Annotated in this window: 18 protein-coding genes; 11 read left to right on the top strand and 7 right to left on the bottom strand. The window is 47.0% G+C overall.

The annotated features are described in order from the left end of the window. Positions 1-165 precede the first annotated feature (165 nt). Complete coding sequence (uvrD, locus tag JK130_RS10515; protein ID WP_218354278.1) at positions 166-2,337, top strand: DNA helicase II; 2,172 nt, start codon at positions 166-168, stop codon at positions 2,335-2,337. A 57-nt stretch (positions 2,338-2,394) separates the two neighbouring features. Next, positions 2,395-3,669 carry a GGDEF domain-containing response regulator gene (locus JK130_RS10510; protein WP_218354277.1) on the top strand — a complete coding sequence of 425 codons (1,275 nt, stop codon included), beginning with the start codon at positions 2,395-2,397 and terminating at the stop codon, positions 3,667-3,669. On the opposite strand, the gene rarD is transcribed toward JK130_RS10510, so the two are convergent. Continuing rightward, positions 3,654-4,586 (bottom strand): EamA family transporter RarD, encoded by a 933-nt coding sequence (rarD, locus tag JK130_RS10505; protein WP_218354276.1) that lies wholly within the window; start codon positions 4,584-4,586, stop codon positions 3,654-3,656. The two genes, JK130_RS10510 and rarD, sit on opposite strands and share 16 nt — an antisense overlap. 127 nt (positions 4,587-4,713) lie before the next feature. Continuing rightward, entirely contained in the window at positions 4,714-6,051 is a 1,338-nt protein-coding gene (locus tag JK130_RS10500) for a magnesium transporter (RefSeq protein ID WP_218354275.1), read from the bottom strand. 182 nt (positions 6,052-6,233) lie between these two features. On the opposite strand from JK130_RS10500, the gene recQ reads away from it, so the two are divergent. Further along, on the top strand, positions 6,234-8,090 hold the full coding sequence (recQ, locus tag JK130_RS10495) for a DNA helicase RecQ (RefSeq protein ID WP_218354345.1): 1,857 nt from the start codon (positions 6,234-6,236) through the stop codon (positions 8,088-8,090). 10 nt (positions 8,091-8,100) lie between these two features. Here recQ and JK130_RS10490 read toward each other — a convergent pair whose 3' ends face one another. Then, complete coding sequence (locus JK130_RS10490; RefSeq protein ID WP_218354274.1) at positions 8,101-8,763, bottom strand: glutathione S-transferase family protein; 663 nt, start codon at positions 8,761-8,763, stop codon at positions 8,101-8,103. 184 nt (positions 8,764-8,947) lie between these two features. Between JK130_RS10490 and JK130_RS10485 the strand changes: the two genes are divergently transcribed. From JK130_RS10485 to JK130_RS10465, 5 genes are all read left to right on the top strand, one after another. Continuing rightward, positions 8,948-10,384, top strand: a complete 1,437-nt coding sequence (locus JK130_RS10485) for a protein adenylyltransferase SelO (RefSeq protein WP_218354273.1) — start codon at positions 8,948-8,950, stop codon at positions 10,382-10,384. Next, on the top strand, positions 10,372-10,674 hold the full coding sequence (locus JK130_RS10480) for a hypothetical protein (RefSeq protein ID WP_218354272.1): 303 nt from the start codon (positions 10,372-10,374) through the stop codon (positions 10,672-10,674). The genes JK130_RS10485 and JK130_RS10480 overlap by 13 nt, the downstream gene beginning before the upstream one ends. Before the next feature lie 54 nt (positions 10,675-10,728). Beyond that, positions 10,729-13,587, top strand: a complete 2,859-nt coding sequence (locus tag JK130_RS10475; RefSeq protein ID WP_218354271.1) for an EAL domain-containing protein — start codon at positions 10,729-10,731, stop codon at positions 13,585-13,587. 96 nt (positions 13,588-13,683) lie between these two features. Next, positions 13,684-14,298, top strand: a complete 615-nt coding sequence (gene ribA, locus JK130_RS10470; protein ID WP_218354270.1) for a GTP cyclohydrolase II — start codon at positions 13,684-13,686, stop codon at positions 14,296-14,298. A gap of 128 nt (positions 14,299-14,426) precedes the next feature. Then, on the top strand, positions 14,427-15,533 hold the full coding sequence (locus JK130_RS10465; RefSeq protein ID WP_218354269.1) for a DUF3300 domain-containing protein: 1,107 nt from the start codon (positions 14,427-14,429) through the stop codon (positions 15,531-15,533). A 4-nt stretch (positions 15,534-15,537) separates the two neighbouring features. On the opposite strand, the gene JK130_RS10460 is transcribed toward JK130_RS10465, so the two are convergent. Continuing rightward, positions 15,538-16,404, bottom strand: a complete 867-nt coding sequence (locus JK130_RS10460) for an ATP-grasp domain-containing protein (protein WP_218354268.1) — start codon at positions 16,402-16,404, stop codon at positions 15,538-15,540. Positions 16,405-16,415: 11 nt separating this feature from the next. Continuing rightward, positions 16,416-16,931, bottom strand: coding sequence for a YceB family lipoprotein (locus JK130_RS10455; RefSeq protein ID WP_218354267.1), 516 nt, complete (start codon positions 16,929-16,931; stop codon positions 16,416-16,418). Positions 16,932-17,051: 120 nt separating this feature from the next. On the opposite strand from JK130_RS10455, the gene JK130_RS10450 reads away from it, so the two are divergent. The 3 genes from JK130_RS10450 (at position 17,052) to JK130_RS16775 (ending at position 20,092) form a co-directional block, all read left to right on the top strand. Next, positions 17,052-17,924, top strand: coding sequence for a mechanosensitive ion channel family protein (locus tag JK130_RS10450; RefSeq protein WP_218354266.1), 873 nt, complete (start codon positions 17,052-17,054; stop codon positions 17,922-17,924). Between the two features lie 162 nt (positions 17,925-18,086). Continuing rightward, the gene (locus tag JK130_RS10445; protein ID WP_218354265.1) at positions 18,087-19,568 is read left to right on the top strand and encodes a methyl-accepting chemotaxis protein; all 1,482 of its coding nucleotides are present in this window, start codon (positions 18,087-18,089) and stop codon (positions 19,566-19,568) included. Continuing rightward, complete coding sequence (locus JK130_RS16775; RefSeq protein ID WP_218354264.1) at positions 19,565-20,092, top strand: DUF6436 domain-containing protein; 528 nt, start codon at positions 19,565-19,567, stop codon at positions 20,090-20,092. The genes JK130_RS10445 and JK130_RS16775 overlap by 4 nt, the downstream gene beginning before the upstream one ends. 1 nt (position 20,093) lies before the next feature. On the opposite strand, the gene JK130_RS10435 is transcribed toward JK130_RS16775, so the two are convergent. Further along, on the bottom strand, positions 20,094-21,035 hold the full coding sequence (locus tag JK130_RS10435) for a histone deacetylase family protein (RefSeq protein WP_218354263.1): 942 nt from the start codon (positions 21,033-21,035) through the stop codon (positions 20,094-20,096). After that, positions 21,035-22,876, bottom strand: a complete 1,842-nt coding sequence (locus JK130_RS10430) for a bifunctional acetyl-CoA hydrolase/transferase family protein/GNAT family N-acetyltransferase (RefSeq protein ID WP_218354262.1) — start codon at positions 22,874-22,876, stop codon at positions 21,035-21,037. Before JK130_RS10430 ends, JK130_RS10435 begins: the two co-directional genes overlap by 1 nt. Positions 22,877-23,016 lie beyond the last annotated feature (140 nt).

The raw sequence follows: 23,016 nt of genomic DNA, 5'->3' as shown, positions 1-23,016 counted from the left end.
GCACCAGTGATTCGTCACTGGTGCTCAGCTTTTCTTCTCACTACCCCCGTAAGTTACACCGCAAAAAAATCCCGCACACAATCCTGTATAAACACCCAGTTCACTGGCATAATTGATGGCAACTTTTCACTTCCTTATTATTTGGAATACAGGTAGCCACTATTTATGGATGTATCTTTACTGCTCGACAGCTTAAATGACAAACAACGTGAAGCCGTGGCTGCTCCGTTATCTAACATGCTGGTATTAGCGGGGGCTGGCAGTGGAAAAACCCGAGTATTGGTTCATCGTATTGCCTGGTTGATGGAAGTTGAAAACATTACCCCTTTTTCTATTCTCGCGGTGACCTTTACCAATAAGGCTGCGCGTGAAATGCGCGGTCGTATTGAGCACTTGATGGGCCGGGGCCTCAACAGCACGTGGATTGGTACGTTTCACGGCTTAGCGCATCGCTTATTACGGGCTCATCATGCCGAAGCCGGGCTACCTGAAAACTTCCAGATTTTAGACTCTGACGACCAGTATCGACTGGTGCGACGTATTCTAAAAGCCATGAACCTTGACGAAAAACACTGGGCCCCGCGCCAAATTCAGTGGTACATCAATGGTAATAAAGACGAAGGGTTGCGGGCACAGCATATTGAAACTCACGGCGATGCTACCGCACAAAAAATGCAGGAAATCTATACCGCTTATCAGGAAGCCTGTGATCGGTCCGGGCTGGTCGACTTTGCTGAACTTTTACTGCGAGCCCACGAGTTATGGGCCAAGAACCCTGAAGTTCTGGCACATTATCAACGCCGTTTTAAAGCAGTATTGGTAGATGAGTTTCAAGATACCAACAACATTCAATACGCCTGGCTGCGCATGCTATGTAGCGCCGAAACTAACAATATTATGATTGTGGGCGATGACGATCAGTCTATTTACGGCTGGCGCGGCGCCAATGTCGATAATATCCATAATTTTTTGAAAGACTTTAAAGACACCTCTACCATCAGGCTAGAGCAAAATTATCGCTCAACAGCAAACATACTAAACGCGGCTAATGCGGTAATAGACAACAACTCAGGTCGCTTAGGTAAAGACCTATGGACCGAAGGTGAAGAAGGCGAACTTATCTCTGTTTACGCCGGCTTTAACGAGTTGGATGAAGCTCGCTTTATTGTTTCACAAATAAAAAAATGGCTGGACGAAGGTTATAGCCTGAACAATACCGCTATTTTGTACCGAAACAACGCACAGTCGCGGGTATTAGAAGAAGCCCTGCTACACGAAAGTATTGCGTACCGCATTTATGGAGGCCTGCGCTTTTTCGAACGCCAGGAAATTCGTGATGCACTGGGCTATCTGCGCATGATAAATCATCCCCATGACGATGCCGCCTTTGAGCGAGTGGTAAATACGCCAAGTCGGGGAATTGGTGAAAAAACCATTACCCAGGTGCGTCAAACAGCGCGTGAGCATCAGTGCTCACTATGGCAAGCCAGTAATATGCTATTGCAAGAAGGCAGTATGACCGGTCGGGCCTCAAAAGCACTGCAGTCATTTACTGCATTAGTTACCGATCTTGAACAATCAACAGCAGACCTGCCTCTAGAGGAACAAGCTGACAAAGCTATCAAACAGTCAGGTTTGTATGCCATGTATCAGGCTGAACGTGGCGAAAAAGCCCAGGCCCGCATCGAAAACCTTGAAGAGTTAGTAACCGCTTGCAAACAATTCGTGGTGCCGGAAGAAGCTGAAGAAATGACGCCTATATCGGCGTTTCTGGCCCATGCCTCGTTAGAAGCTGGCGATACTCAGGCTGACTCAGAGCAAGATGCCGTGCAGATGATGACTATTCATAGCGCCAAGGGTTTGGAGTTTGGCCTGGTTTTTCTGGCCGGCGTAGAAGAAGGTATGTTCCCTTCTCAGATGACCAACGATGAACCAGGGCGAATGGAAGAAGAGCGCCGACTTTGTTATGTAGGTATGACCCGTGCTATGCAAAGATTGTTTATTACCTATGCCGAGAGTCGTCGGGTATACGGTCAGGACAAATTTCATACGGCTTCTCGGTTTATACGCGAAATTCCAGCCGAGTTTGTGCAAGAGGTACGTCTTAAAAGCCAGATATCCCGCCCGGTACATAACCGGTTTAGTCGTATGGCTTCGCACGAAGCCTTTGAAGATAGCGGCTTTGCGTTAGGTCAGCGTGTCGAGCATCCTAAGTTTGGGGCTGGCGTAGTTTTAAATTACGAAGGTTCAGGTGATCATTCCCGGGTACAGGTAAACTTTGATGATTTCGGCTCCAAGTGGCTGGTATTGGCCTATGCTAAACTAAAGGCTAATTGAAGAAACTTCTGGTTACCGCACAATTGTGCTATCGAACTGGGTTGGGCGGTATGTCACATGCAAACAAAAGTGCTGATTATAGAAGATAGCAGAATGGCGATGAATATTATCGTCAAGCTGGTACAGCAAGCAGGTCTTGAGCCTGTGTCTGCGCAGTCTTTGACCGAAGCCCGTCATCTGTTTGCCAATACTATCCCTGAAAGTTTTTTGTGTGCCATTGTTGACTATAATTTACCCGATGCAGTAAGTGGTCAGGCTATCGACTTTTGCTTACAAAGTATTTTGCCGACCATTGTGGTTACCGGCCGAATGGACGCAAAAACCCGCAGTAATGTGTTGAGCCGCGAAGTGGTCGATTATATACCGAAAGAAAACGCCCAAACTTATGACTACCTAAGCCGGTTATTAGGCCGTCTTGAACGCAATAAAAATATTGGCATTATTGTAACCGGTCAGGATCGTAGCTCTGCCCGCCATATGGTGTCTTTATTAAAGCGCCATAACTTTAATACGTACGAAGCGGCTACTGCTGAACAAACCCACCAGCTTCTAAGAGAAAATCACAATATTAAAGTGGTTATTACCGGTGCAGAATTAGAAGATCAAAACAGCACGGCGTTAATTTCCAGCCTACGCGCCGATTACGCAAAAGAACAGTTAGCCATTATCAGTGTGTGCGAACGCAATAATGACATGCACTCTGCCCGTTATATTAAATCGGGCGCGAATGACTTTTTACTTAAGCCCTATTGCCATGAAGAGTTTTTGTGTCGAATAAGCCAGAACATCGAGCTTATCGAACATGTAGAGGCATTAACAAACATGGCTAATACCGATTTTTTAACCGGCTTAGCCAACCGCCGCTTCTTTTTCGAAAAACTTACTTCACGGGTGCGTCATCAGGCTGATGGTCACGCCCTGGCTATGCTTGACCTCGATTTTTTCAAAAAAATTAATGACACCTATGGTCACGATGCCGGTGATGAGGTGTTAACTACGGTTTCGGGGTTGCTTAAACATCATTTTGACGATGCCGTAGTGGCGCGTTTGGGCGGTGAAGAATTTGCAGTTTTTCTGCCCTCTACCCCGCCTAAACTGGCGTTTAAGCGGCTAGATACCTTTCGTCGTGATGTAGAAAAACAAACTTTTCGCGTGTTAAAAAAAGCCTACAATGTATCGGTCAGTATTGGCCTGCTTACTTCAATGCCCGTCGGGCTGAACGCGGCAGTAACCCAGGCAGATAACTTATTATATCAGGCCAAAGATAGCGGCCGAAACCGTATTGCCAGCGATATAATGGCTGTACAACAACGGCTTCAGTCAGTTATGTGAGTTGTTTTGTTACGGCGGATCCGACGCTGTTCACGATACACTTTTAAAGAGTCTACACTAAACACCAGCAAGGCCACCCAAACAAAGCCGAAGGTGGTTAAGCGCGCAGAATCCAACGGCTCGTTGTACAAAAACACCGCTAAAATAAACATCAGTGATGGTCCGATATACTGAAAAAAGCCTAGTGTAGAATACATAATACGTCGGGCGGCAGCAGTGAAACACAACAATGGTGCGGTGGTAACAATACCTGCAGCAATTAATAGTATATTCAGATTGGCACTGTTTTGCGTTAAGTCAGCATGTTCAGAGGCCAAAAATATCCAGTAAATTAATGCCAGCGGCAGCAACATCAGCGTTTCGATAAACAGCCCTGGCAGAGTATCGACAGCGACCCGCTTTCGAAGCAGCCCGTATACGCCAAAGGTAAAGGCCAGCACTAATGCTATCCAGGGCAAGCGCCCATAAGAAAATATTAAAATAGCCACACCGATAACTGCCAGACCCACGGCGAACTGCTGCATTGGGCGTAACCGTTCACCTAAAAACAGGCGCCCAAGAAACACATTAAATAGTGGATTAATGTAATACCCCAGGCTTGCATCTAAAATATGATCGTTATTAATGGCCCATATAAACAGTAACCAGTTTGCGCCTAGCAACAATCCGGCGATAAACAAGGTCTGCATTACAAGCTTAGAGCGAAGCGCCTGGCGTACTTTATTCCACTGTTTTAGCGCCCCGATAAGAATCACTAAAATCAATACCGACCAGACGACCCGATGCATAAGCACTTCCATTGCCGGGATAATCTGAAGCTGTTTAAAATAGATAGGGGCCACACCCCACATAGTATACGCCGCAATGGCGCACAGTACGCCTACTTGTGTATTGCGGGCCTGTTCGTCTGTCTGCATGAGGTCGGGTGTCTGTAGGTTGGAGGAAAAAACGAGGCTATTTTGCAACCAACAACCACAATTAACAAGAACAATACGCTGGCCGGCCCACGGGGGCCGTTTAACAGGCCAGCATACCGGTTAGTTTTTAAAGTAAAAACAGCGTACCCAGCCCTAAAAAGGCAACAAACCCAACGATGTCAGTGACGGTAGTTAAAATAACCGACCCCGACAAGGCCGGGTCGATTTTTAGTTTATCCAACACAATGGGCAACAACACACCCGCCAGCGCAGCCGCGACAATATTGAACAGAATAGCCAGGCATATCACGACACCTAACATTACATCGGTAAACCAGAAGTACGCGACAATCCCAATGACCAGGGCCCAGATTACGCCATTAACGCCGCCCACTTTTAGTTCTTTTATCATAAGCGCGCGCCGGTTAGCCGGGCTTACCTGACCTAAGGCCAGGCCTCTGACAATAAGCGTCAGAGTTTGGCTACCTGCAATCCCGCCCATACTGGCCACCACCGGCATTAGCACGGCAAGGGCAACAACCTGCTGCAAGGTGGCTTCGAACATCCCGATAAACCAGGAAGCTAAAAACGCAGTTAATAAATTGATGCCCAGCCAAAGGGCCCGGTTTCTGGCACTTTTTGCGACCGGAGAAAATAAATCCTCATCTTCATCCATACCCGCTGTAGCCATCACCTGGCGTTCGTAGGATTCATTAATCAGCTCACTGGCAGAGGTTATATCAAGACGTCCCAGCAGCTTATTACTATCATCAACCACCGGTAGTGCGGCAAATCCTGAACGCTGAACCTGAAAAGAAGCGCTGGACGCATCATCGGTTCCTTTCAAAATACTCATGTTTTCTTCAATTAATTCCACCAAAGGCAAATGTTCCGGCGCGCCAAATAACTGGGTTACTTTAACCGCCGCCGAAAACTGACCCGATCGGTTTATTAAAAAAACAGTGTCACAATGACGCGGAACATTGCGTCGGATAAGTCGAAGACCATCACGTACCTTCGCATTCAGGGGCAAAACCAGCAGATCGTGAGTTAGCCAGTGTCCCACCTGGTCGTCATCAAACTGGGTGGCTTCGCGAAAAAAGCGCTGTTGCTGAGCATCTAATTCGGCATAAGCCAAATGTACAATGCGGTTTGGCAATGAGTCCATCAACTCAAGCAAGTCTTCGGCTTCAATATCGGCAAACAGCGCTATCCATGCATCTTCGGACATGGCGTCAATCAAAATTTCGCGCGGATCGCTACGCATTTCAACCAGTACGTCGAGCTTACGTTCGCGCGGAAGCTCTTGCCATAAATTGATACGGTGCTCTACGGGCAACGACTCTAGCAGCGTTGCTACCGCTACGTCATCCTGACTGGCGACGGCCGATAACACCGTGGCTGAGTCTTCGGGGTGCGTGTCTGATACAATTTCATGGATCAGCTCTGGTAACGGTTCAGCCATGACTACTCTCCTTTATTACGCGGGGTCTTGAATGCTGCAGGACAATTATACGAAAACCGTGGCCATATCAGGCCATTAATCTGACATAAGTTTGCAAAATAACAGTAGCTTATAAACTAATTAAAAAGAAAAGTACGATTTTACCGTGAAGCATAGTGCGAAAGTGCGTAAAATCCATGCCGATGACTACAGATGCTTCTTCTTCGGCCATAAAGGCCAGCACCAACACAGACCAGGAAACCGCTCAACAGGTTTTAGAGCGGGTCTTTGGCTATGCAACATTCAGAACCGGCCAGCAAGATGTGATTAATCACATTATTGAAGGGCGCGATACATTAGTGTTGCTGCCTACCGGCGGCGGTAAATCTTTGTGCTATCAAATTCCGGCTATGGTGCGCCCGGGAACGGGCATTGTGGTTTCTCCATTAATTTCACTGATGCAGGACCAGGTTGAGCAACTGCATGAATTAGGCGTAAGTGCCGCCTACCTGAATTCATCACTAAACGCCGAAACCCAGCAACAGATTCAGCAGTCTTTGTTACAAGGCGAATACGATTTGCTTTATGTTTCGCCCGAACGTTTGCTACAACCTTATTTTCAAAGCCTGCTACAACGTATCGATATTGCGCTTTTTGCGATTGATGAGGCGCACTGCGTGAGCCACTGGGGGCACGATTTTCGACTAGATTACCGAATGCTGGGCAGACTCAAATCTCAGTTTAGCCACATTCCCGTGGTGGGGCTTACCGCTACCGCCGATGCGGCCACCCAGGCCGATATTTTGCTGCAATTAAGTCTGCAGGACCCATTTGTGTTTAAAGGCAGCTTCGACCGGCCCAATATTCGTTATCGGGTTATGTCTAAGTACAAAGGCTTTGAGCAGGTCGCTGCCTACGTAAAACAACAAGACGGCAACAGTGGCATTATTTATTGTAACAGCCGCGCAAAAGTAGATGACCTGTATGCCAAACTACACCGCACCGGGGTAAGCTGCGCCGCCTACCACGCGGGTTTAGACGCTGACGAACGAGAACATGTTCAGCGGCGTTTTTTGAACGACCAGACCGACATTGTGGTTGCCACTGTGGCATTTGGTATGGGGATAAACAAGTCAAATGTTCGCTTTGTGGTTCATCACGATGTACCGCGTTCGGTCGAAAGCTATTATCAGGAAACGGGGCGCGCCGGCCGTGATGGACTTGAAGCCGAGGCCTTGCTGCTATTTGACGAAAAAGATGTGGCCCGCGTAAAACAATGGATTGAACAAGGCGAAAAAGCCGAGCGCAACCAGGTAGAACTGCAAAAATTTGCCGCCATGGAAGCCTTTGCTGAAGCCCAGACATGTCGACGTCAGGTCTTGCTAAACTATTTTTCTGAGTTTAGCGACAAACCCTGTGGCAACTGTGATATTTGTCTGGACCCGCCTAAACTTATTGATGGCCTGGTGATTAGCCAAAAAATACTGTCGTGTATTTTACGCCTTCAGCAGCAGGCTGGCACCCAGTATGTTATTGATATTTTACGGGGAAAACAGTTAAAGCGTATTTTTGAAGCCGGTCATCAGGACATCAGCACCTATGGTATTGGTAAAGATGAGTCGGACAGCTATTGGCATAACATGATAAACCAGCTGATTCACAAAGGTTTATTGCGTGTTGATTTGACCGCCGGCGCTGCGTTACGGCTTACCGAAGCCGCTCGGCCGGTGTTAAAAGGCGAAGTCCCGGTGAGTGTTGCTGTTCCCCGTTTGACATTCAAAGCAGAGAAAAAACCGCGTCAGACTCCCGCGGTGTACGATAAAGCCTTGTTTAAACGATTAAAGCATTTACGCAAAACGCTGGCGCAGGAACACAGCGTTCCTCCTTATGTGGTGTTCTCAGACGCCACCCTGGCTGATATGGCCGCCCGTACTCCCACCACCCGCAATGACATGTTAGATGTCAGCGGGGTAGGCCGAACCAAAATGGAACGTTACGGTGAAACCTTTTTGCATATGATTCGTGATTATTTAGAAAGCACGGTTAATAACGACTACTAACCCTCACGATTCAGGCATAGTCATAAGGACCGCCTTTTTCTAATGCCCGCTGATACGCCGGCCGTTGGTGTATGCGCTTGACGTAGGCACTGATAGCTGCACACTTGTTGCCTGCGCCACGGGCCATCAGGGCTTCTAACGGAAAAATCATTTGTATGTCGGCGCCACTGGGGGCCTCCCCGGAAAACCAGTCATTAGACCCCAGATACGACTCAACATACCGCACACTTTGCTCAAGATTCGGTCGGTAGTAGGCATCCATAATACCGTCGGTAATTTTACGTACCAATGGCGATAATAAGCGTGGCGACTTTTCTTTGGCCTTATTCATCACCAGCGTTGCCACCAGCGGTGGCATCAAAGAGCCTTCTGCAAAATGCAGCCAGAATAAATACTCCTGATACTGGCGTGGCTCGCTCGGGGTCACAAAACTACCCTGCCCGTGTGTCTGAATTAAATACTCGATTATCGCGCCTGACTCAGCCAGTGTGCCATGTTCGGTGGTCAGCAATGGTGAGCGGCCTAACGGATGTATTGCTTTTAGCGACTTTGGCGCCAGACTGGTTTGTGGGTCGCGCTGATATTTTTCAAGTTGATACTCAATACCCAACTCTTCTAAAAGCCATAAAATACGTTGCGAGCGTGAATTATTCAGATGATGTACAGTTAGCATATGTCTTTCTGTTCCCTGATGTTGGTGGCTGATCGCAGACAAAGCGGTACAGCGTAAACAGGCTGTTTGTGATGCATACCTGTTAAGTGAACACCTAGATTACCCATACACAAGGCTTTTGTCCCCGATATTCTTTTTTGGTAGCCTTAACAGAGCAAATTTTATTGATTAAACGGGAGTCACGTTGAAACTTACGCACTTGTACGCCACCGAACTGCCTGAGCTGGTTTCTTCTGTAACCCCTCAACCACCAGCTAACAGTACCCTCCAATTAGTGAATACCGCATTGGCGGAGGAGCTGGGCTTACCCGCACAGTGGTGGCAGAATAATTATTTGGCAGGGGCCTTAAGCGACCCCGACTTTGTGCTTTGCCGTCAGTCGGTCGCACAAAAATATGGGGGTCATCAGTTTGGTCACTGGAATCCCATGCTCGGCGACGGGCGTGGTCTTCTTCTTGCTGAAGTACAAAATAGTAAACAGCAGCATATTGATTTACATTTGAAAGGCGCCGGTCCAACGCCCTATTCTCGTCATGCCGACGGCCGGGCCGTGCTGCGTTCTACATTACGAGAATACATTGGTGGCGAAGCGCTCCACTATTTAGGTATTCCTTCATCGCGTAGCTTGTGTCTATTTAATAGCGACGAAACCATTTACCGCGAAACGCCTGAAACTGCCGCGATGATGATTCGTACTGCCGCGAGTCATATACGTTTTGGTCATTTTGAGTATTACTATCATCACAATCAGCATCAGGCATTACAGCAACTGTTTGAACATACCTTTATACATCATTTTCCTGAAGCGCTTAAATCCGACAACCCGCACCAGGCGCTGTTACGCACCATAACGCTTCGCACTGCCCGTATGATTGCCCTCTGGCAGGCCTATGGTTTTGTGCATGGCGTTATGAATACTGACAACATGTCGATACACGGCATTACCTTTGATTATGGCCCCTTTGCCTTTTTAGATAACTTTGAGTCCAACGCGGTTTTTAATCATACCGATCAACAGGGGCGGTACGCCTTTGACCAACAACCGGGTATTGGTTTATGGAATTTATATGCCCTGTCGCAGGCATTTTCTGCGTTTTGCAGTCAACCAGAAATTGATGAGTGCCTGGCCTTGTATGAGCCTACTTTTATGCAGCAGTATCAGCAAACTATGCTGCAACGTATCGGTTTGAATAAACCAGACAGTACTAAGCTTGCAGTGTTAAATCGATGGCTAAGTATGCTCTCTGACCAGCAGCGCGATTATACCAAAACTTTTCGTCAGCTTAGTTTGTCAGATATTGAAAGTTCAGCGCCTACGCTGCGTGACCAATTTATTGACCGGGTGGCGTTTGATGAGTGGTGGCACGATTATCAGCAGTTACGCACGAAGGAAGGTGATACAAATGCGCAACAACTGATGATGCAAACACATAACCCGGCTGTAATACCCCGCACCCACCATTTGCAATATGTGATTGACAGCGCGAAACAAAATAACTTTAAACCAGCTGAAGAGTTACTTGAGGCAATTAAGACGCCGTTTGATACACGCTGGGATGAAACCCGCTGGGCCTTGCCTCCGCTAACCACCAGTGCAGTAAGTTTGTCATGCAGCAGTTAACCCAACAACAAATCCGACAGTCATTAGTACTGCAGGCCCGCAGTATAGATGTATTGCTAACGCTGCCCTCCACCCCCTTAAAAACAGAACAATTTATTCATACTTTGGCTGAAGCGGGTGGCATGCGGGCGTCAAATGTAGACTGGGGCGCCGACCGTTGCCAGGCTATTTTGATGAAACAAGACATCAGCGCAGTTTTATGTATAGAATGGTTATGTGAGGCTATTTGGTTAGAACCCACCGGCACTACTGATCTGAATCAGATATGGCAGGCTTTGGGTCAGCGCTGATATTTAAAAAGCTTGCTGTAAGCTCGCCCCGCTCCTGTCATGTGGAGACTAACAATGAATATGCTAACCGCTCCTATTCTAACGACAAAGCGCTGGGTGTTAAGTACGATAGTGTTGTTATTAGTAGTAACCACTCAGCTAACCGGTGTAACCCATGCTGCTATTGAGCTAAAGCAGCCGCCGGCAACAATGCGCCTTGATATCACTCCGGTTCGTGCCCCTGCTTATCTGGGGTATCAGGATATATTACAGGCAATGCAAAACCCATCCGGGCCCAGTTTTAACAAGAGTCAGGCCAATCGTTACTGGTATATTATTCCCGTTAAAAACACCGCGGCCAATACTCTCAAGGCGTTTATCAGTAACCCGCGCCTCGTTCCTATTTCTACCACAATTTATCTTCTTGACGAAAAAGACCGTATTATCAATGTCATTAACTACGATACTGACGATTACGAGCTTCCCCAAACCTTTACTCCAGGTTTAACCTTGCCGGTATCACTTAGTGCCGGGGCTCAGCATACTATTATGTTTAGCGTAGATACCGCTGTGAGGCCTTATTTTCCGTTGGTATTACGTGGAGAAAAAGCGTTTTCATCGCATGTTCAGCAGCGTCTGCTGTTACACGGCATCATGGCGGGCGGGCTGATTGTATTGCTGATTTATTTTGCGCTTAGCCACTTGTATCAGCAAACCGGCGCCCGGCTCTGGCTTGCCGGCACCTGTTTATTGTTGCTGGCACTACTGGCAACACTGCAAGAGCCTGTGACCCGATGGCTGAACTTCATACAATTTGGTGAGTATATTTTAAGCGGACTGGGGCTGGCTTTTTTGTTTGCTATGGGCAAGTTTACCCACAGCCTGTTCAGCCGAATTCCTTTGTGGTTAAAACTGATTAACCTGTCGCTGCCGCTGGTTGTTATTTTTATTTCAGTTTACCCGCTGTCGTTCGCCCCACTCTTCATTGAGCTGTTGTGTATTCCGGTATATGGCGCATTACAGATATTGCTATGCGTTTTGTTTCAGGATCGCCGTAATTTGTCGCTAAGTCGGCTGCTAGGGGTTGCGTGGTTGTTACTCAGTTTGGCCTGGGCCTTGTTTTTAGTACAGTTCAGTTCAATAGTATTGCCGCTGGTTTCTTCACCCGCCAGTGCTGCAGCCGCCCTGTTAAGTGGCATGTGTGTTTTGGCCGTTTGCGTACTGTTGGCTGAAAGAAATATGTCGAGCCAGCAAATCAATACTCAGGCACGGGCAATTGATGACTTACATGTGTTTTATCATTTATTCAAAAACTCGGCAGAAGGCCTTTACACCTCGGCCGTAGATGGAACTCTGAAAACCATTAATCCGGCCATGTGCTCGTTGTTCGGGTATGACAACGAACAGCAAATGTTACAAGAGGTAAATGATACCAGTGACTTTTATGCAGATCCCTCTCAGCGAGATGTTCTGGTGGGAGAGCTGCTTGAAAACAAAACCGTGACGGGACGTGAAATTATGGGCCGCAAAGCCGACGGTACCCAATTCTGGTTTTCAATCTCTTGTCAGCTGCACAAAGACAGTGACCAAACCTTTCTTTCAGGTTCGATTATCGATGTAACTGAAAGAAAGCTGTCTGACATAAATTTGAATTACATGGCCACCCATGACTCTTTAACCGGCATTTATAACCGGCAAGAATTTGAAAGTGCGCTTAGCCAGGCTCTTACCACATTAACCGATGATCAGCCTCTAATTCTTTTATATTTAGACCTGGATCGCTTTAAAGCGGTGAACGATACGTGTGGACACAAGGCAGGCGATGCATTAATCAAAGAGCTTGCAGGGCAGCTTAATACCTTGTTAAACAGTCGCGGAACGCTGGCGCGGTTAGGAGGCGACGAATTTGGCGTTCTTATGTCTTCGCAAACCCAGGAATCTGCGTACGAACTGGCCAACAGTATGGTTGAAGCTGTTCGTGATTATCGGTTTTATTGGGAAAACCATGTGTTTTCAGTAGGGGTCAGTATTGGGTTGCTCAATGCATCACAGTATTCATGCGACCCTGCGCAAGCTTTGTTTATGGCAGATGCCGCCTGTCATCTGGCAAAACAACAAGGTCGAAATCAGGTTTACTGTTATCAGCGAAATGACGAGCGGTTACAGCAATACGAACAAGAACTTGACTGGGTACAAATTTTAAACACGGCCCTTCAGGATGAAGGTTTTGAGCTCTTTTACCAGCACTACCGACCCTTACACTCTATTTCAAAAGGCGATTGCTATGAAATACTACTACGCTTACGTTTAAGTGATGGAACGTTAGCCGACCCGGCCAGCTTTATGCCCCCCGCTGAACGCTACAATTTGACAGCGCGTCTCGACCGTTACGTTATTCAGCATACATTTGCATGGCTTGAGGCTAATCCGCGACACCTGGCCAGACTGCAATACTGCAACATTAATATCAATGGACAGTCACTGGTAGACACTGATTTGCGTCGTTTTCTGTTAACCTTGTTTGAACGTAGTAAAGTTCCTGGTGATAAAATTTGTTTTGATATCAGCGAAACAACTGCCGCAGCCCACAAACTGTCTATTCAGGAGTTTATCGATACCTTTCGGGCGCAGGGTTGTCATTTTGCATTGGATAATTTTGGTAGTGGGTTTTCTTCCTATGCTTGTCTCAAAGCATTGCCGGTACAGTGTTTGAAAATTGATGGTAATTTTGTCAAAGGACTCATGACCGACCCGCTAGACTCGGCTATTATTAGCTCGTTTAAAAGTATTGCTAAGGCTGGCGACATTACTACTGTCGCGTTATGTGTAGAAGATGAATCGACCTTAACGCAGTTGGGCCGGCTAGGCATTGATTATGCGCAGGGAAACATTATCGCTAAACCACAACCGCTGTGCGAGTTCAAACCGCTATGAGATATGTGCCGCCAGTGTTATAATATAACAATTAATTGAAAATTTGACAGACGGCCCCATACACTGAGGCTCTCTATACCACGGTTAAGATGTGTCATGACCACTAAGCAACCCAAATACGAATACGTTAGCTCTGCCCGTTTGCCCACCCGCTTTGGTGATTTCACCATTCACGGTTTTGTGGAGGCCAGTGGCCAGGAGCATGTAGCACTGTCTTATGGACAGTGGCAAGCAGGTGACCTCGTTCCTATTCGAATTCATTCAGAATGTTTAACCGGCGATGCCCTTTTCAGCACCCGCTGCGACTGTGGTTTTCAGCTTGAAAAAGCCTTACAGAATATTGTGGAGAATGGCCGCGGCGTGCTTTTATACTTGCGTCAGGAAGGACGTGGCATCGGACTGTTAAATAAAATACGTGCTTATAATTTGCAAGACACCGGCATGGACACCGTTGAGGCCAATGAGCATCTTGGTTTTGATGCTGACTTACGTAGCTACGATATTTGTAAGCTTATGCTTGATACCCTCGATGTCAGTCAGGTTGAGCTGATGACCAACAACCCCCGTAAAATGCAGGCGCTTGAACAGCTTGGTATTAAGATAACGGCTCGCAAACCAATTGATCATGGCATTACCAAAGATAATAAACATTATCTGAAAACAAAAACAGAAAAGTTGGGACACGCTTTCGACCCGCACCTTTTTAAATAAATCACCGGTTAATTCTGGTTCAGCTTCGGTTAATGCCCGGGCGGTTATAACTTCATACATAATGCTCGCCCGCTATTGTGGGTTTGGCCAATCTCAAGACCTGTCTGGTGCAGGCTTAAGGAGTACGTATGAAACTCTCAATTGTTGCGCTTCTTACTGGTTTGGCGGTCTCAGTCACCGGCTTTTCGGTATCAGTACAAGCACAAGGCGCTCAAACGGGTAGCTATCACAGTGAAGACCAGGCCGCGTCGTTAGATGCATTGCTGGCGCCCGTGGCGCTTTACCCCGATACTGTTCTTACACATATATTAATTGCAGCAACGTACCCTTTGGATGTGGTTGCTGCTGATCGCTGGCGTCAGGCAAACTCTCATTTGTCAGATGAAAGCGTGGCCCGGCATATCGAAAATTTTGACTGGGACCCGAGTGTGAAAGCCTTGGTGTTATTTTCAGATGTGCTGCGAACTATGGCAGAAGACCTTTCGTGGCTAGATGCGTTAGGCCAGCAGGTACTGGCCAGTCAGTCTCAGGTATTAAGCCGGGTTCAGGTTTTGCGTCAGCAGGCAATGTCGGCTGGAAACCTGCAAACCAATCAGTTTATTACGGTAGGTCATACCCAAAGCAGTATTGTCATTCACCCTGTCAGCCCACACACTGTCTATTTACCTTATTACGACACCCGTGTGATCTACGGCTCACGCTGGCACCGGCATCAACCGGTGTACTGGCAGCGGCCTGCCCACTATCACCGTCGTGCGGGCATTTACTGGAGCCCGGCAATCCACTTTTCAGCCGTATTCGATTTTGGTGCAATTCACTGGTCTAAGCGCTATGTAATTGTGAACCGACAGTCCCCGAGGCATTATCGTTATCATTCACCGATAAAACGAGTGAAGGTAAAAGATTATCAACGCTGGCAACCGCAGCATCGCAAAATACGCCGCCATGCAGGTTATCAGATACCCCGGTCAGTGTCCGGGCATAGTTATAAGCCTGAGCGTTTAGCAACACGTAAAATAAAACAGGCCAAAGATACCTATACGGTTTCAAAACAGCCGGCTGTAGTAAGCCGATCGCACGGACCTGCCTACGCCGAAAACAGACAAAAACAAAAGGTAAACTCGTATACTCGTGAACACCGGCCTCAAGTACGAAATACGCATAAAGTCCGACAACAAAGTGGTTCGCAACGCCACCGTGATGGTCGCACCATTAATCGTCAAAACGGTCATTAACAGATTAAGTACGTTTTAAATAGTGGGTCATCGCTTCGGCAAATCGTTGGGGCGATGTTCCATCTAAATTGAAATACAAAGACGGTTCAATAAGCTCAACTTCCATCACGGCCCAGTCGTCTTTAAAGCGGACAATATCAATTCGGGCGTACAACGACTCAGTGGGCAAAGCTTTTAATGTCTGCTCGCCTACCTGCTGCATCCGCGGCGTAGCATCAACTAACTTTAACTGGCCACCATGTTCTTCTTGTACCCGGAAATCATGCTTTTTTGGCGTTTTTATAATAACGTGGCTCAATTCACCACCAAAATAAAACAGTGAGTACTCACCCTCTTCAGTTACTGCGCTAACAAAAGGCTGAATCATATGCGGGCGTTGTGCGAAAGTTTTTTCCAATAAGATTTTATGATCAGCACAATTAGCCGGCGTTAACCAGAAGGTATCGTCTGCGTTGGCACTAACCGTGGGTTTGATGACCAGCCCAGGGGCGCAAAAAGTGTCAAACGACTCGAGTAATACTTGGTAGTCAAAGGTTTCACCCCAGTAGGTAGGGATTAACGGCACCCCATTAATGGCGAGTGATTTGAGGTATTTTTTATCAATATTCCAGAGGAGCAAAGAAAGAGGATTTTCGAGTCTGGTTTGTTTGTCAATGTGGGTTAGCTTTCTGACAAAAGCATCAGGGTGCTGCTGATAGTCCCAGGTACTGCGCACAATAACAAGATCATACACAGACCAGTCTACTGACTCATCGCGCCAGGAAACCGTTTCGGCTTGCCAGCCTCTTTGCGCCAAAGGTTCAACCAGCAATTCATCATAAACAAAAAATTCTTCAAGGTTGTCGGTCGACAACAATGCAACGCGTGCCATATTTTGCTCCCTTAAAAGCTTACCACCAGCTGCCTGTTCTCAACTTTTATATTAGTGGGGGTTCTGTTGCCCAGTAAAGGTAAATTAAGCTGCGCAAAATCAATAAGCAAAATAAGGGGCGCAGGCTGATTTTTTAAGCTTTGTAGGGTATCTATGAGCTCTGAATGATCGCCCTTGGGCTGCTCTAATATAGTCAGGTCGGTGAGCTCAGGCCGATGAATATTCAGCGTACCGGCACTTTTTTGGTACCTTAACTCACCCTGCATACTGGCTCTGACTTTGGCTTTTTGCGCCTGATTCTGACCGCTGATGGTCAATGTCACGTTTACAACATTTTGGTGGTCTAACCTGACTACAGGATCAGAAAAAATCATATCTATCGATTGATACTGGCTTCGCTGAGGAAAAGCTAAGGTAACCATCTGGTTGAGATCTTGTTGAGACAGCTTCAGATCCAATGCATTTGCTGAAACGCTTAGCACTGCAAGAATGACAAAAACGATATATTTATAACAAAGTGTGTTCATGATGATGATTCCGGTAACGGTTATAAAAGACTTTACCATAGCCTATAGCTGGCTATAGAAAAGCATAGCTGCGCTCGCTATGATGAGCTTAACTGCCCTTTATCACAGTGTAACCTTGTCATGCTCGAAAATCTTCAGGCTTTGCTGACGACTCGTTTATTTTCTATTTTGGACCGTTCTTTCACTCTGGGTGAACTGTTGATGGTGCCATTGCTTTTAATTGTCGGCTGGTGGCTTATCAACAAGCTTGCTCATCTGGCAACATTTCGGTTACGCAAAACCGGAGCCAGCGCCGACTCAGTGCATCTGTTCAAGCGTATTTTCTATATTCTGGCGTTAGGCGTTCTGTTTATTACCACCCTGGATATTTTGAATGTCCCGCTTACAGCCTTCACCTTTTTGTCCGGTGCCGTGGCTATTGGTTTTGGCTTTGGTGCACAAAACATTATTAATAACTTTATTAGCGGCTGGATACTCATGTGGGAGCGCCCCATTCGTATCGGCGATTTTTTAGAAGTAGATGGTGCCAGAGGATCGGTTGAAGCCATCAATACCCGTTCTACCCGAATACGCCGGGTCGATGGCGTTCACATGCTTATTCCTAACAGCAAGCTGCTGGAAAATACGGTCATCAACTGGACCTTGATTGACTATCTCACCCGTACCTCAGTGCGTGTCGGGGTAGCCTATGGTTCTAATAGCGAAGAAGTTGCAAGAATTGTTGTTTCAGCGGCGCAAAACCATGAACATGTACTAAAAGAACCCAAACCGATGGTAATTTTTGACGATTTTGGTGACAACGCACTAATATTTGAGGTCTTGTTTTGGGTGAACGCTTCTGTAGAACGAGATTTACGGATGATACGCAGCGAGCTTCGTTTTGACATTGAACGCTCTTTTCGCGAGGCTGAAGTGGTTATTGCCTTTCCTCAGCGCGATATACATATTGACGGCGCCCTAAAGATCACTCGCTCTGCCACTGAAACGACCTAAATCTAATCTTAGGTCTAATCGACCCCTAGATATTTCTTTGCCTATACTATATCACTGCTGATTTGTGAATTAAAAAATAGTAATTAGGCCAGTTTAGCCAATGCTTCTAAGCTATAGCCTGTTTGATCACAACAACCCCTTTGCTGGCTATAAGGAATATAGATGTATCCTTGGATTAAAGATGGTCTTACCATATTTCGCTATTTGCTGATTATTCAGTTTCTGCTTGCTCTTGGAATAGGCGCTTTTACCGGCGACATATTAATGCCGGTAATATTCGGTTTGGCTATTATTGCTTTACCTTTGTTGCTGAGTTTTACCAGCCCTGACAGTCAATTATGCCGCATTACTCTGGCTATTGGCGTACAACTTATGGCCGCGCTGCATATTCATCAAACCTATGGCTTGATTGAAATGCACTTTCAGGTTTTTGTACTCCTGGCATTTCTGGTTTATTTTCGTGACTGGAAAGTGTTGCTTGTCAGTACCCTCACCATAGCCGTGCATCATATTGGCTTTTTTGTACTTCAAATTCAGGGGCTTGAAGTTTTTATTTTTGAACAAGGTCATGTGAACATTTCGATGCTGTTACTACACGCAGCTTTTGCAGTGAGTGAAGGCTGCCTACTTATGTTTATGGCACATAAGTCGCTAAAAGAAGGAATTGCAGGGTTAGAGGTTCGTGAGGCTATTGAAAAGATACATCAGGCTGACGGACGCATTAATTTAAATGTATCAATAGGTACGCAAAGCATAAATGGTAAGCATTTCGCCAGTCTAATTCAAAAAATATCGCAGCTGGTTAATCAGTCGGGTGCACTTGCCCATGATGTAAATAAAGCTTGTACCACCTTGTCTGAGGCTGCAGATTCTATGCGAAAAACCAGTATGCAGACCAATTCAGAAATCACTAATATCTCTACAGCGAGTGAGGAAATGGCGGTAGGCATGGGTCAGGCGACCGAGCAAATACACCAGGCCCATGAATTAAACTCTACAACCCAACAGCATATACACGACTCACAGCAAGCAATACATACTGCCGGCCAGACCGTTGCCTCGTTAAAGCAAACGCTGTCTGAAGCTGCCCGCACCAATGAAGAACTGAATCGTCGCTGCAGTGATACCGCCAACGCAATGCGTTCTATTACAGCCATTGCTGAACAAACTAATTTACTTGCGCTTAATGCCGCCATTGAATCTGCTCGTGCCGGAGAACATGGCAGAGGTTTTGCCGTGGTTGCTGATGAAGTCCGCACGCTGGCGATTCGCTCTAAACAAAGCGCGGAAGAAATCACACAAGATACCGAGCAGCTGGTACAAAGTACCGCCCGCTCGGTTGCCCAGATGCAGGAAAGTATCGAACTGGTCGGAACCGCGCATTCACAAAGTACCCAGGTAAGCGACTCCATGGGTGAAATTGCTAAAAAAATGGATGTGTCCACCAACTTCATGACCCAGGTTTCGGCAGCGGCAGTGGAACAAGAGGCCGCCACGGCCGCCATTGCGCAAAGTACCTCTCGTATCACCGAGGTAACCGCTGAAAGTTCTGATAATGCCGTACAATTACAAGACCAGGTAACGCGTTTAACGGATCTTAACCGTTCCATGCAAGAGGCACTTCAGGGTTTCACTGACCGGTGAAAAAAAAGGTAGGGTATGTATTGGTGCTCGTGTGGGCGGGTTCTTTATTAACAGGTCTATGGCTTTATAGTGATAAGCAACTGACTGCATTTGACCCTGACTTGCGCTTAAACACTGCAGCAGCAAATCCTGCGTTTGATAGCCAGATTGTTACGGCGTTAATTAAAGCCGGGGTGAAAACGCCGGCCATTGTACACCTGAGTAATCAAAACAACTGTTTTTGTGAGAGGTTAAGTATACCTCATCAGGTACAGCTTAATGAGGCTTTACCTGACTTTACGCTACACACAATGACTATTGACGCCCTGCCCGATAACTTATCAAAGCTATTTGCCATGACGCCTGTAGTGGTGGTTATTGATGCGCAGAGCCGGTTACGCTATCTGGGCCCTTATGCCCTTGGGTATGGCTGTGTCACCGGTAAAACACTACTTGGCACTATTGCTGAAAAGGCCCAAGGAGATTATCAGCCGGCAGGTGCTGTTATATCGCAGGCCCAGGGTTGTTTTTGTGATGCCCGATAGCTCAGGCGCCCCCGGTTTCAATGCCATCGCCACTTAGGCCCTTAAGGTGTGCAACCACACTGCGCCCCAGTGCACTTAAGCAGTAGCCGCCTTCTAAGCTGCTTACTATCCGGCCACAACAATGTTTATCAGCTAATTTGCGAATCTGGTAGCTTAGCCACTTATAATCGTCTTCGGTTAAGCGTAAGTGCGCCATGGGATCTTCAGCGTGGGCGTCAAATCCGGCAGAGATAATAATTAGCTGTGGAGCAAAGTTATCCAGAGCCGTAAACCAGCCCGACACCGCCTTTCGATATTGCTCTCCATTAGCCCCCGGTGGTAAAGGCACCGCCACAGTATTAGAGCTGGTGTGTTGCGGGTCACTAAAAGGATAAAGCGGGTGTTCGAACGATGAACACAATAAAATACGTTTGTCGTCTTTTATAATATGTTCGGTGCCATTGCCGTGGTGAACATCAAAGTCGACAATGGCGACCCGATCAATATCGTGATGCTTTAATGCATATTTAGCCGCCAGCGCCGTATTGTTGATGAAACAAAAACCCATCGCTTTGTTTTTTTCGGCATGATGGCCGGGCGGCCGCACCATACAAAAGGCCTGACGGTCCTGGCCTTTCATAGTCCAGTCTACCGCCTCACACGCTGCCCCCGCTGCATAGCACATTGCGCTCAGAGTTTTATTCATCATACCTGTTTCTTCGTCAAACCAAATTAAATCCTGGGTGGGGGCTTTGGCGAACAGGTTATCTACATACTCAGGGGCATGAGCCAGATACAATTGTTGTTGGGTGGCGGGCTTTGCATCAGCATGTTCGCAGCTCATTTCCAGTCCGGATGCAATAAGCTGATCATTAATAGCATACAGCCGTTCTGGCGACTCTGGATGATCGTAACCCATGTCATGAAGAGCACAATCGCGCCCCCGATAAATTCTCACGGTCATTATTCATCATCCTTAAGGTTAAGCACCAGCTCGACATCACTTGGATCGCTGCTAAATACCCGTTTAAAATTGTTTTGTTCAAAAATGTTTATCATAGGTTTGTTCGCTGCCACGACGTAGGCCATCATTTTGTCAATGTTACGCTGTCTCGCAATGTCAATTAACTGTGCTAATAAGCGCTTGGCCATCCCTTTACCCTGATGGGTTTCGCGGGTTACAAATGCCACTTCACAGGTGTTGTCGTGGGCAAAGTAGTAAAAACGGCCTACCGCATGAATAGTAATACGCGAACCATCCTGGCGAACAATACACAATGCGGCATCCTGACTTTGATCAACACTGACCAAATCACAGGATTTTTCGCGCGACATTTGTTTGGGGTCGTAGTTATAGCGCAGTCGCAGGGTTTCTTTTGTATGCGAATAAAAAAATTCCTGCAGCCGACGTTCGTCCGCAGGGTTTAAGGGGCGCAAATAGAATGTTTCATTATGAATATGCATTCTTTGTAGCTGAATGACGCCCAACTCCGGGATATCAGTCGGATACTTGGCCTGATAATGCGGCACCCAATAGTGGGTTCTGACCTGTTCTAATAGTGTCGCTCTGAACTTTGGATGCGCCACCCGAATCAGCTCTAATGCACGTTCACGAATGCTTTTGCCTTTTAGTGAGGCAACCCCGTATTCGGTGACCACATAGTGAACATTACCTCGCGAGGTAACCACCCCGGCACCTTCGGTAATACTGGGAACAATACGTGAGATTGTTTCATTTTTTGCGGTTGAAGGCAGCGCGATAATAGGTTTTCCACCTTTGCTGATAGAAGCCCCGGTCACAAAGTCAACTTGCCCGCCGATGCCTGAATAAAAATCATGGCCAATAGAATCGGCAACTACCTGACCGGTCAAATCAACTTCCAAAGCGCTGTTTATAGCCACCATATTGTCGTTTTTTGCAATATTCGTAGGCTTATTCACATAGCTACTGGCGTAAAATTCGATATGCGGGTTGTTGTTGATAAAATCATAAAGGCGCTGGCTACCAATAGCAAAGCTGGTCACCACCTTTCCCGGGTGAAAGGTTTTAAGCCGGTTGGTAACGGCGCCAGACTCAATAAGCGTTATAATACTGTCGGTCAGCATCTCGCTATGAATACCCAGATCTTTGTGCTGGCAAAGATACTTTAATGTGGCACTGGGAATTTTGCCAATACCAAACTGCAACGTGGCACCATTATCTACCAGCATTGATACGTACTGACCGATGCGTTCGGCTTGCGTATCGACCGGGGGCGGCTGAACCGATACCAGCGGCTCACTGGCCTCAATACACGCGCTGATTTCGCTAAGGTGTACATACGAATGCCCAGCGGTTCGAGGCACCTGGTCATTTATTTGCGCGATGATAAGTTTGGTATGACGTACTGCCGACATGCTGATATCAACGGATGCCCCTAAAGAACAATAACCAAATTCATCTGGCGGGCTGACATTAACAAGCACCGCATCCAGGGGCAAAGTCCCGTCGGTAAATAAGCTGGAAATTTCAGATAAAAAACACGGGGTATAGTCTGCCCGGCCTTCATCTACCGCGCGCCGTACCTCGTCGCCACCAATAAAAAACGTATTGACTTTAAACAAGCGTCGGTATTCTTCTTTTGCCCACGGCGTCTCGCCTAAGGCCAGCCCGTGAACCAACTCAATATCACTAAAACCCTGGCTATTATCGATGAGATTTCGGACTAATGCATGAGGTACGCTGGCGTGGCCACCCACAAATACCCTACATCCTGATTTCAACAGTTTCTGCCAGCGTGGTGCAGGTGGTAGTGATAGTGTCATGCAAACATCCCTCGCTTACTAATAGGGGTTTATCATGCCATACAAACTGGTTTTTATTCACCCGTATACATAAGCGATTAGTCGTAAACGACTCAGCACAGCCGATTACCGGTCAAAAAAACGGCCCTGCTAAGGACCGT

It is taken from the genome of Alteromonas lipotrueiana (assembly GCF_019249245.1).
Lineage (GTDB): Bacteria > Pseudomonadota > Gammaproteobacteria > Enterobacterales > Alteromonadaceae > Alteromonas > Alteromonas lipotrueiana.
The sequence above is the reverse complement of the archived record's forward strand: the minus strand, read 5'-3'. Positions and strand labels throughout refer to the sequence as shown.

What these genes read in the sequence shown, in the direction of transcription:
- ribA (WP_218354270.1), top strand. Translation starts at nt 13,684, where the DNA reads ATGACCACTAAGCAACCCAAATACGAATACGTTAGCTCTGCCCGTTTG.
- JK130_RS10475 (WP_218354271.1), top strand. Translation starts at nt 10,729, where the DNA reads ATGAATATGCTAACCGCTCCTATTCTAACGACAAAGCGCTGGGTGTTA.
- JK130_RS10435 (WP_218354263.1), bottom strand. Translation starts at nt 21,035, where the DNA reads ATGACCGTGAGAATTTATCGGGGGCGCGATTGTGCTCTTCATGACATG.
- JK130_RS10450 (WP_218354266.1), top strand. Translation starts at nt 17,052, where the DNA reads ATGCTCGAAAATCTTCAGGCTTTGCTGACGACTCGTTTATTTTCTATT.
- uvrD (WP_218354278.1), top strand. Translation starts at nt 166, where the DNA reads ATGGATGTATCTTTACTGCTCGACAGCTTAAATGACAAACAACGTGAA.
- JK130_RS10490 (WP_218354274.1), bottom strand. Translation starts at nt 8,763, where the DNA reads ATGCTAACTGTACATCATCTGAATAATTCACGCTCGCAACGTATTTTA.
- JK130_RS10430 (WP_218354262.1), bottom strand. Translation starts at nt 22,876, where the DNA reads ATGACACTATCACTACCACCTGCACCACGCTGGCAGAAACTGTTGAAA.
- JK130_RS10480 (WP_218354272.1), top strand. Translation starts at nt 10,372, where the DNA reads ATGCAGCAGTTAACCCAACAACAAATCCGACAGTCATTAGTACTGCAG.
- JK130_RS10465 (WP_218354269.1), top strand. Translation starts at nt 14,427, where the DNA reads ATGAAACTCTCAATTGTTGCGCTTCTTACTGGTTTGGCGGTCTCAGTC.
- JK130_RS10460 (WP_218354268.1), bottom strand. Translation starts at nt 16,404, where the DNA reads ATGGCACGCGTTGCATTGTTGTCGACCGACAACCTTGAAGAATTTTTT.
- JK130_RS10445 (WP_218354265.1), top strand. Translation starts at nt 18,087, where the DNA reads ATGTATCCTTGGATTAAAGATGGTCTTACCATATTTCGCTATTTGCTG.
- JK130_RS10500 (WP_218354275.1), bottom strand. Translation starts at nt 6,051, where the DNA reads ATGGCTGAACCGTTACCAGAGCTGATCCATGAAATTGTATCAGACACG.
- recQ (WP_218354345.1), top strand. Translation starts at nt 6,234, where the DNA reads ATGACTACAGATGCTTCTTCTTCGGCCATAAAGGCCAGCACCAACACA.
- JK130_RS10455 (WP_218354267.1), bottom strand. Translation starts at nt 16,931, where the DNA reads ATGAACACACTTTGTTATAAATATATCGTTTTTGTCATTCTTGCAGTG.
- JK130_RS10510 (WP_218354277.1), top strand. Translation starts at nt 2,395, where the DNA reads ATGCAAACAAAAGTGCTGATTATAGAAGATAGCAGAATGGCGATGAAT.
- rarD (WP_218354276.1), bottom strand. Translation starts at nt 4,586, where the DNA reads ATGCAGACAGACGAACAGGCCCGCAATACACAAGTAGGCGTACTGTGC.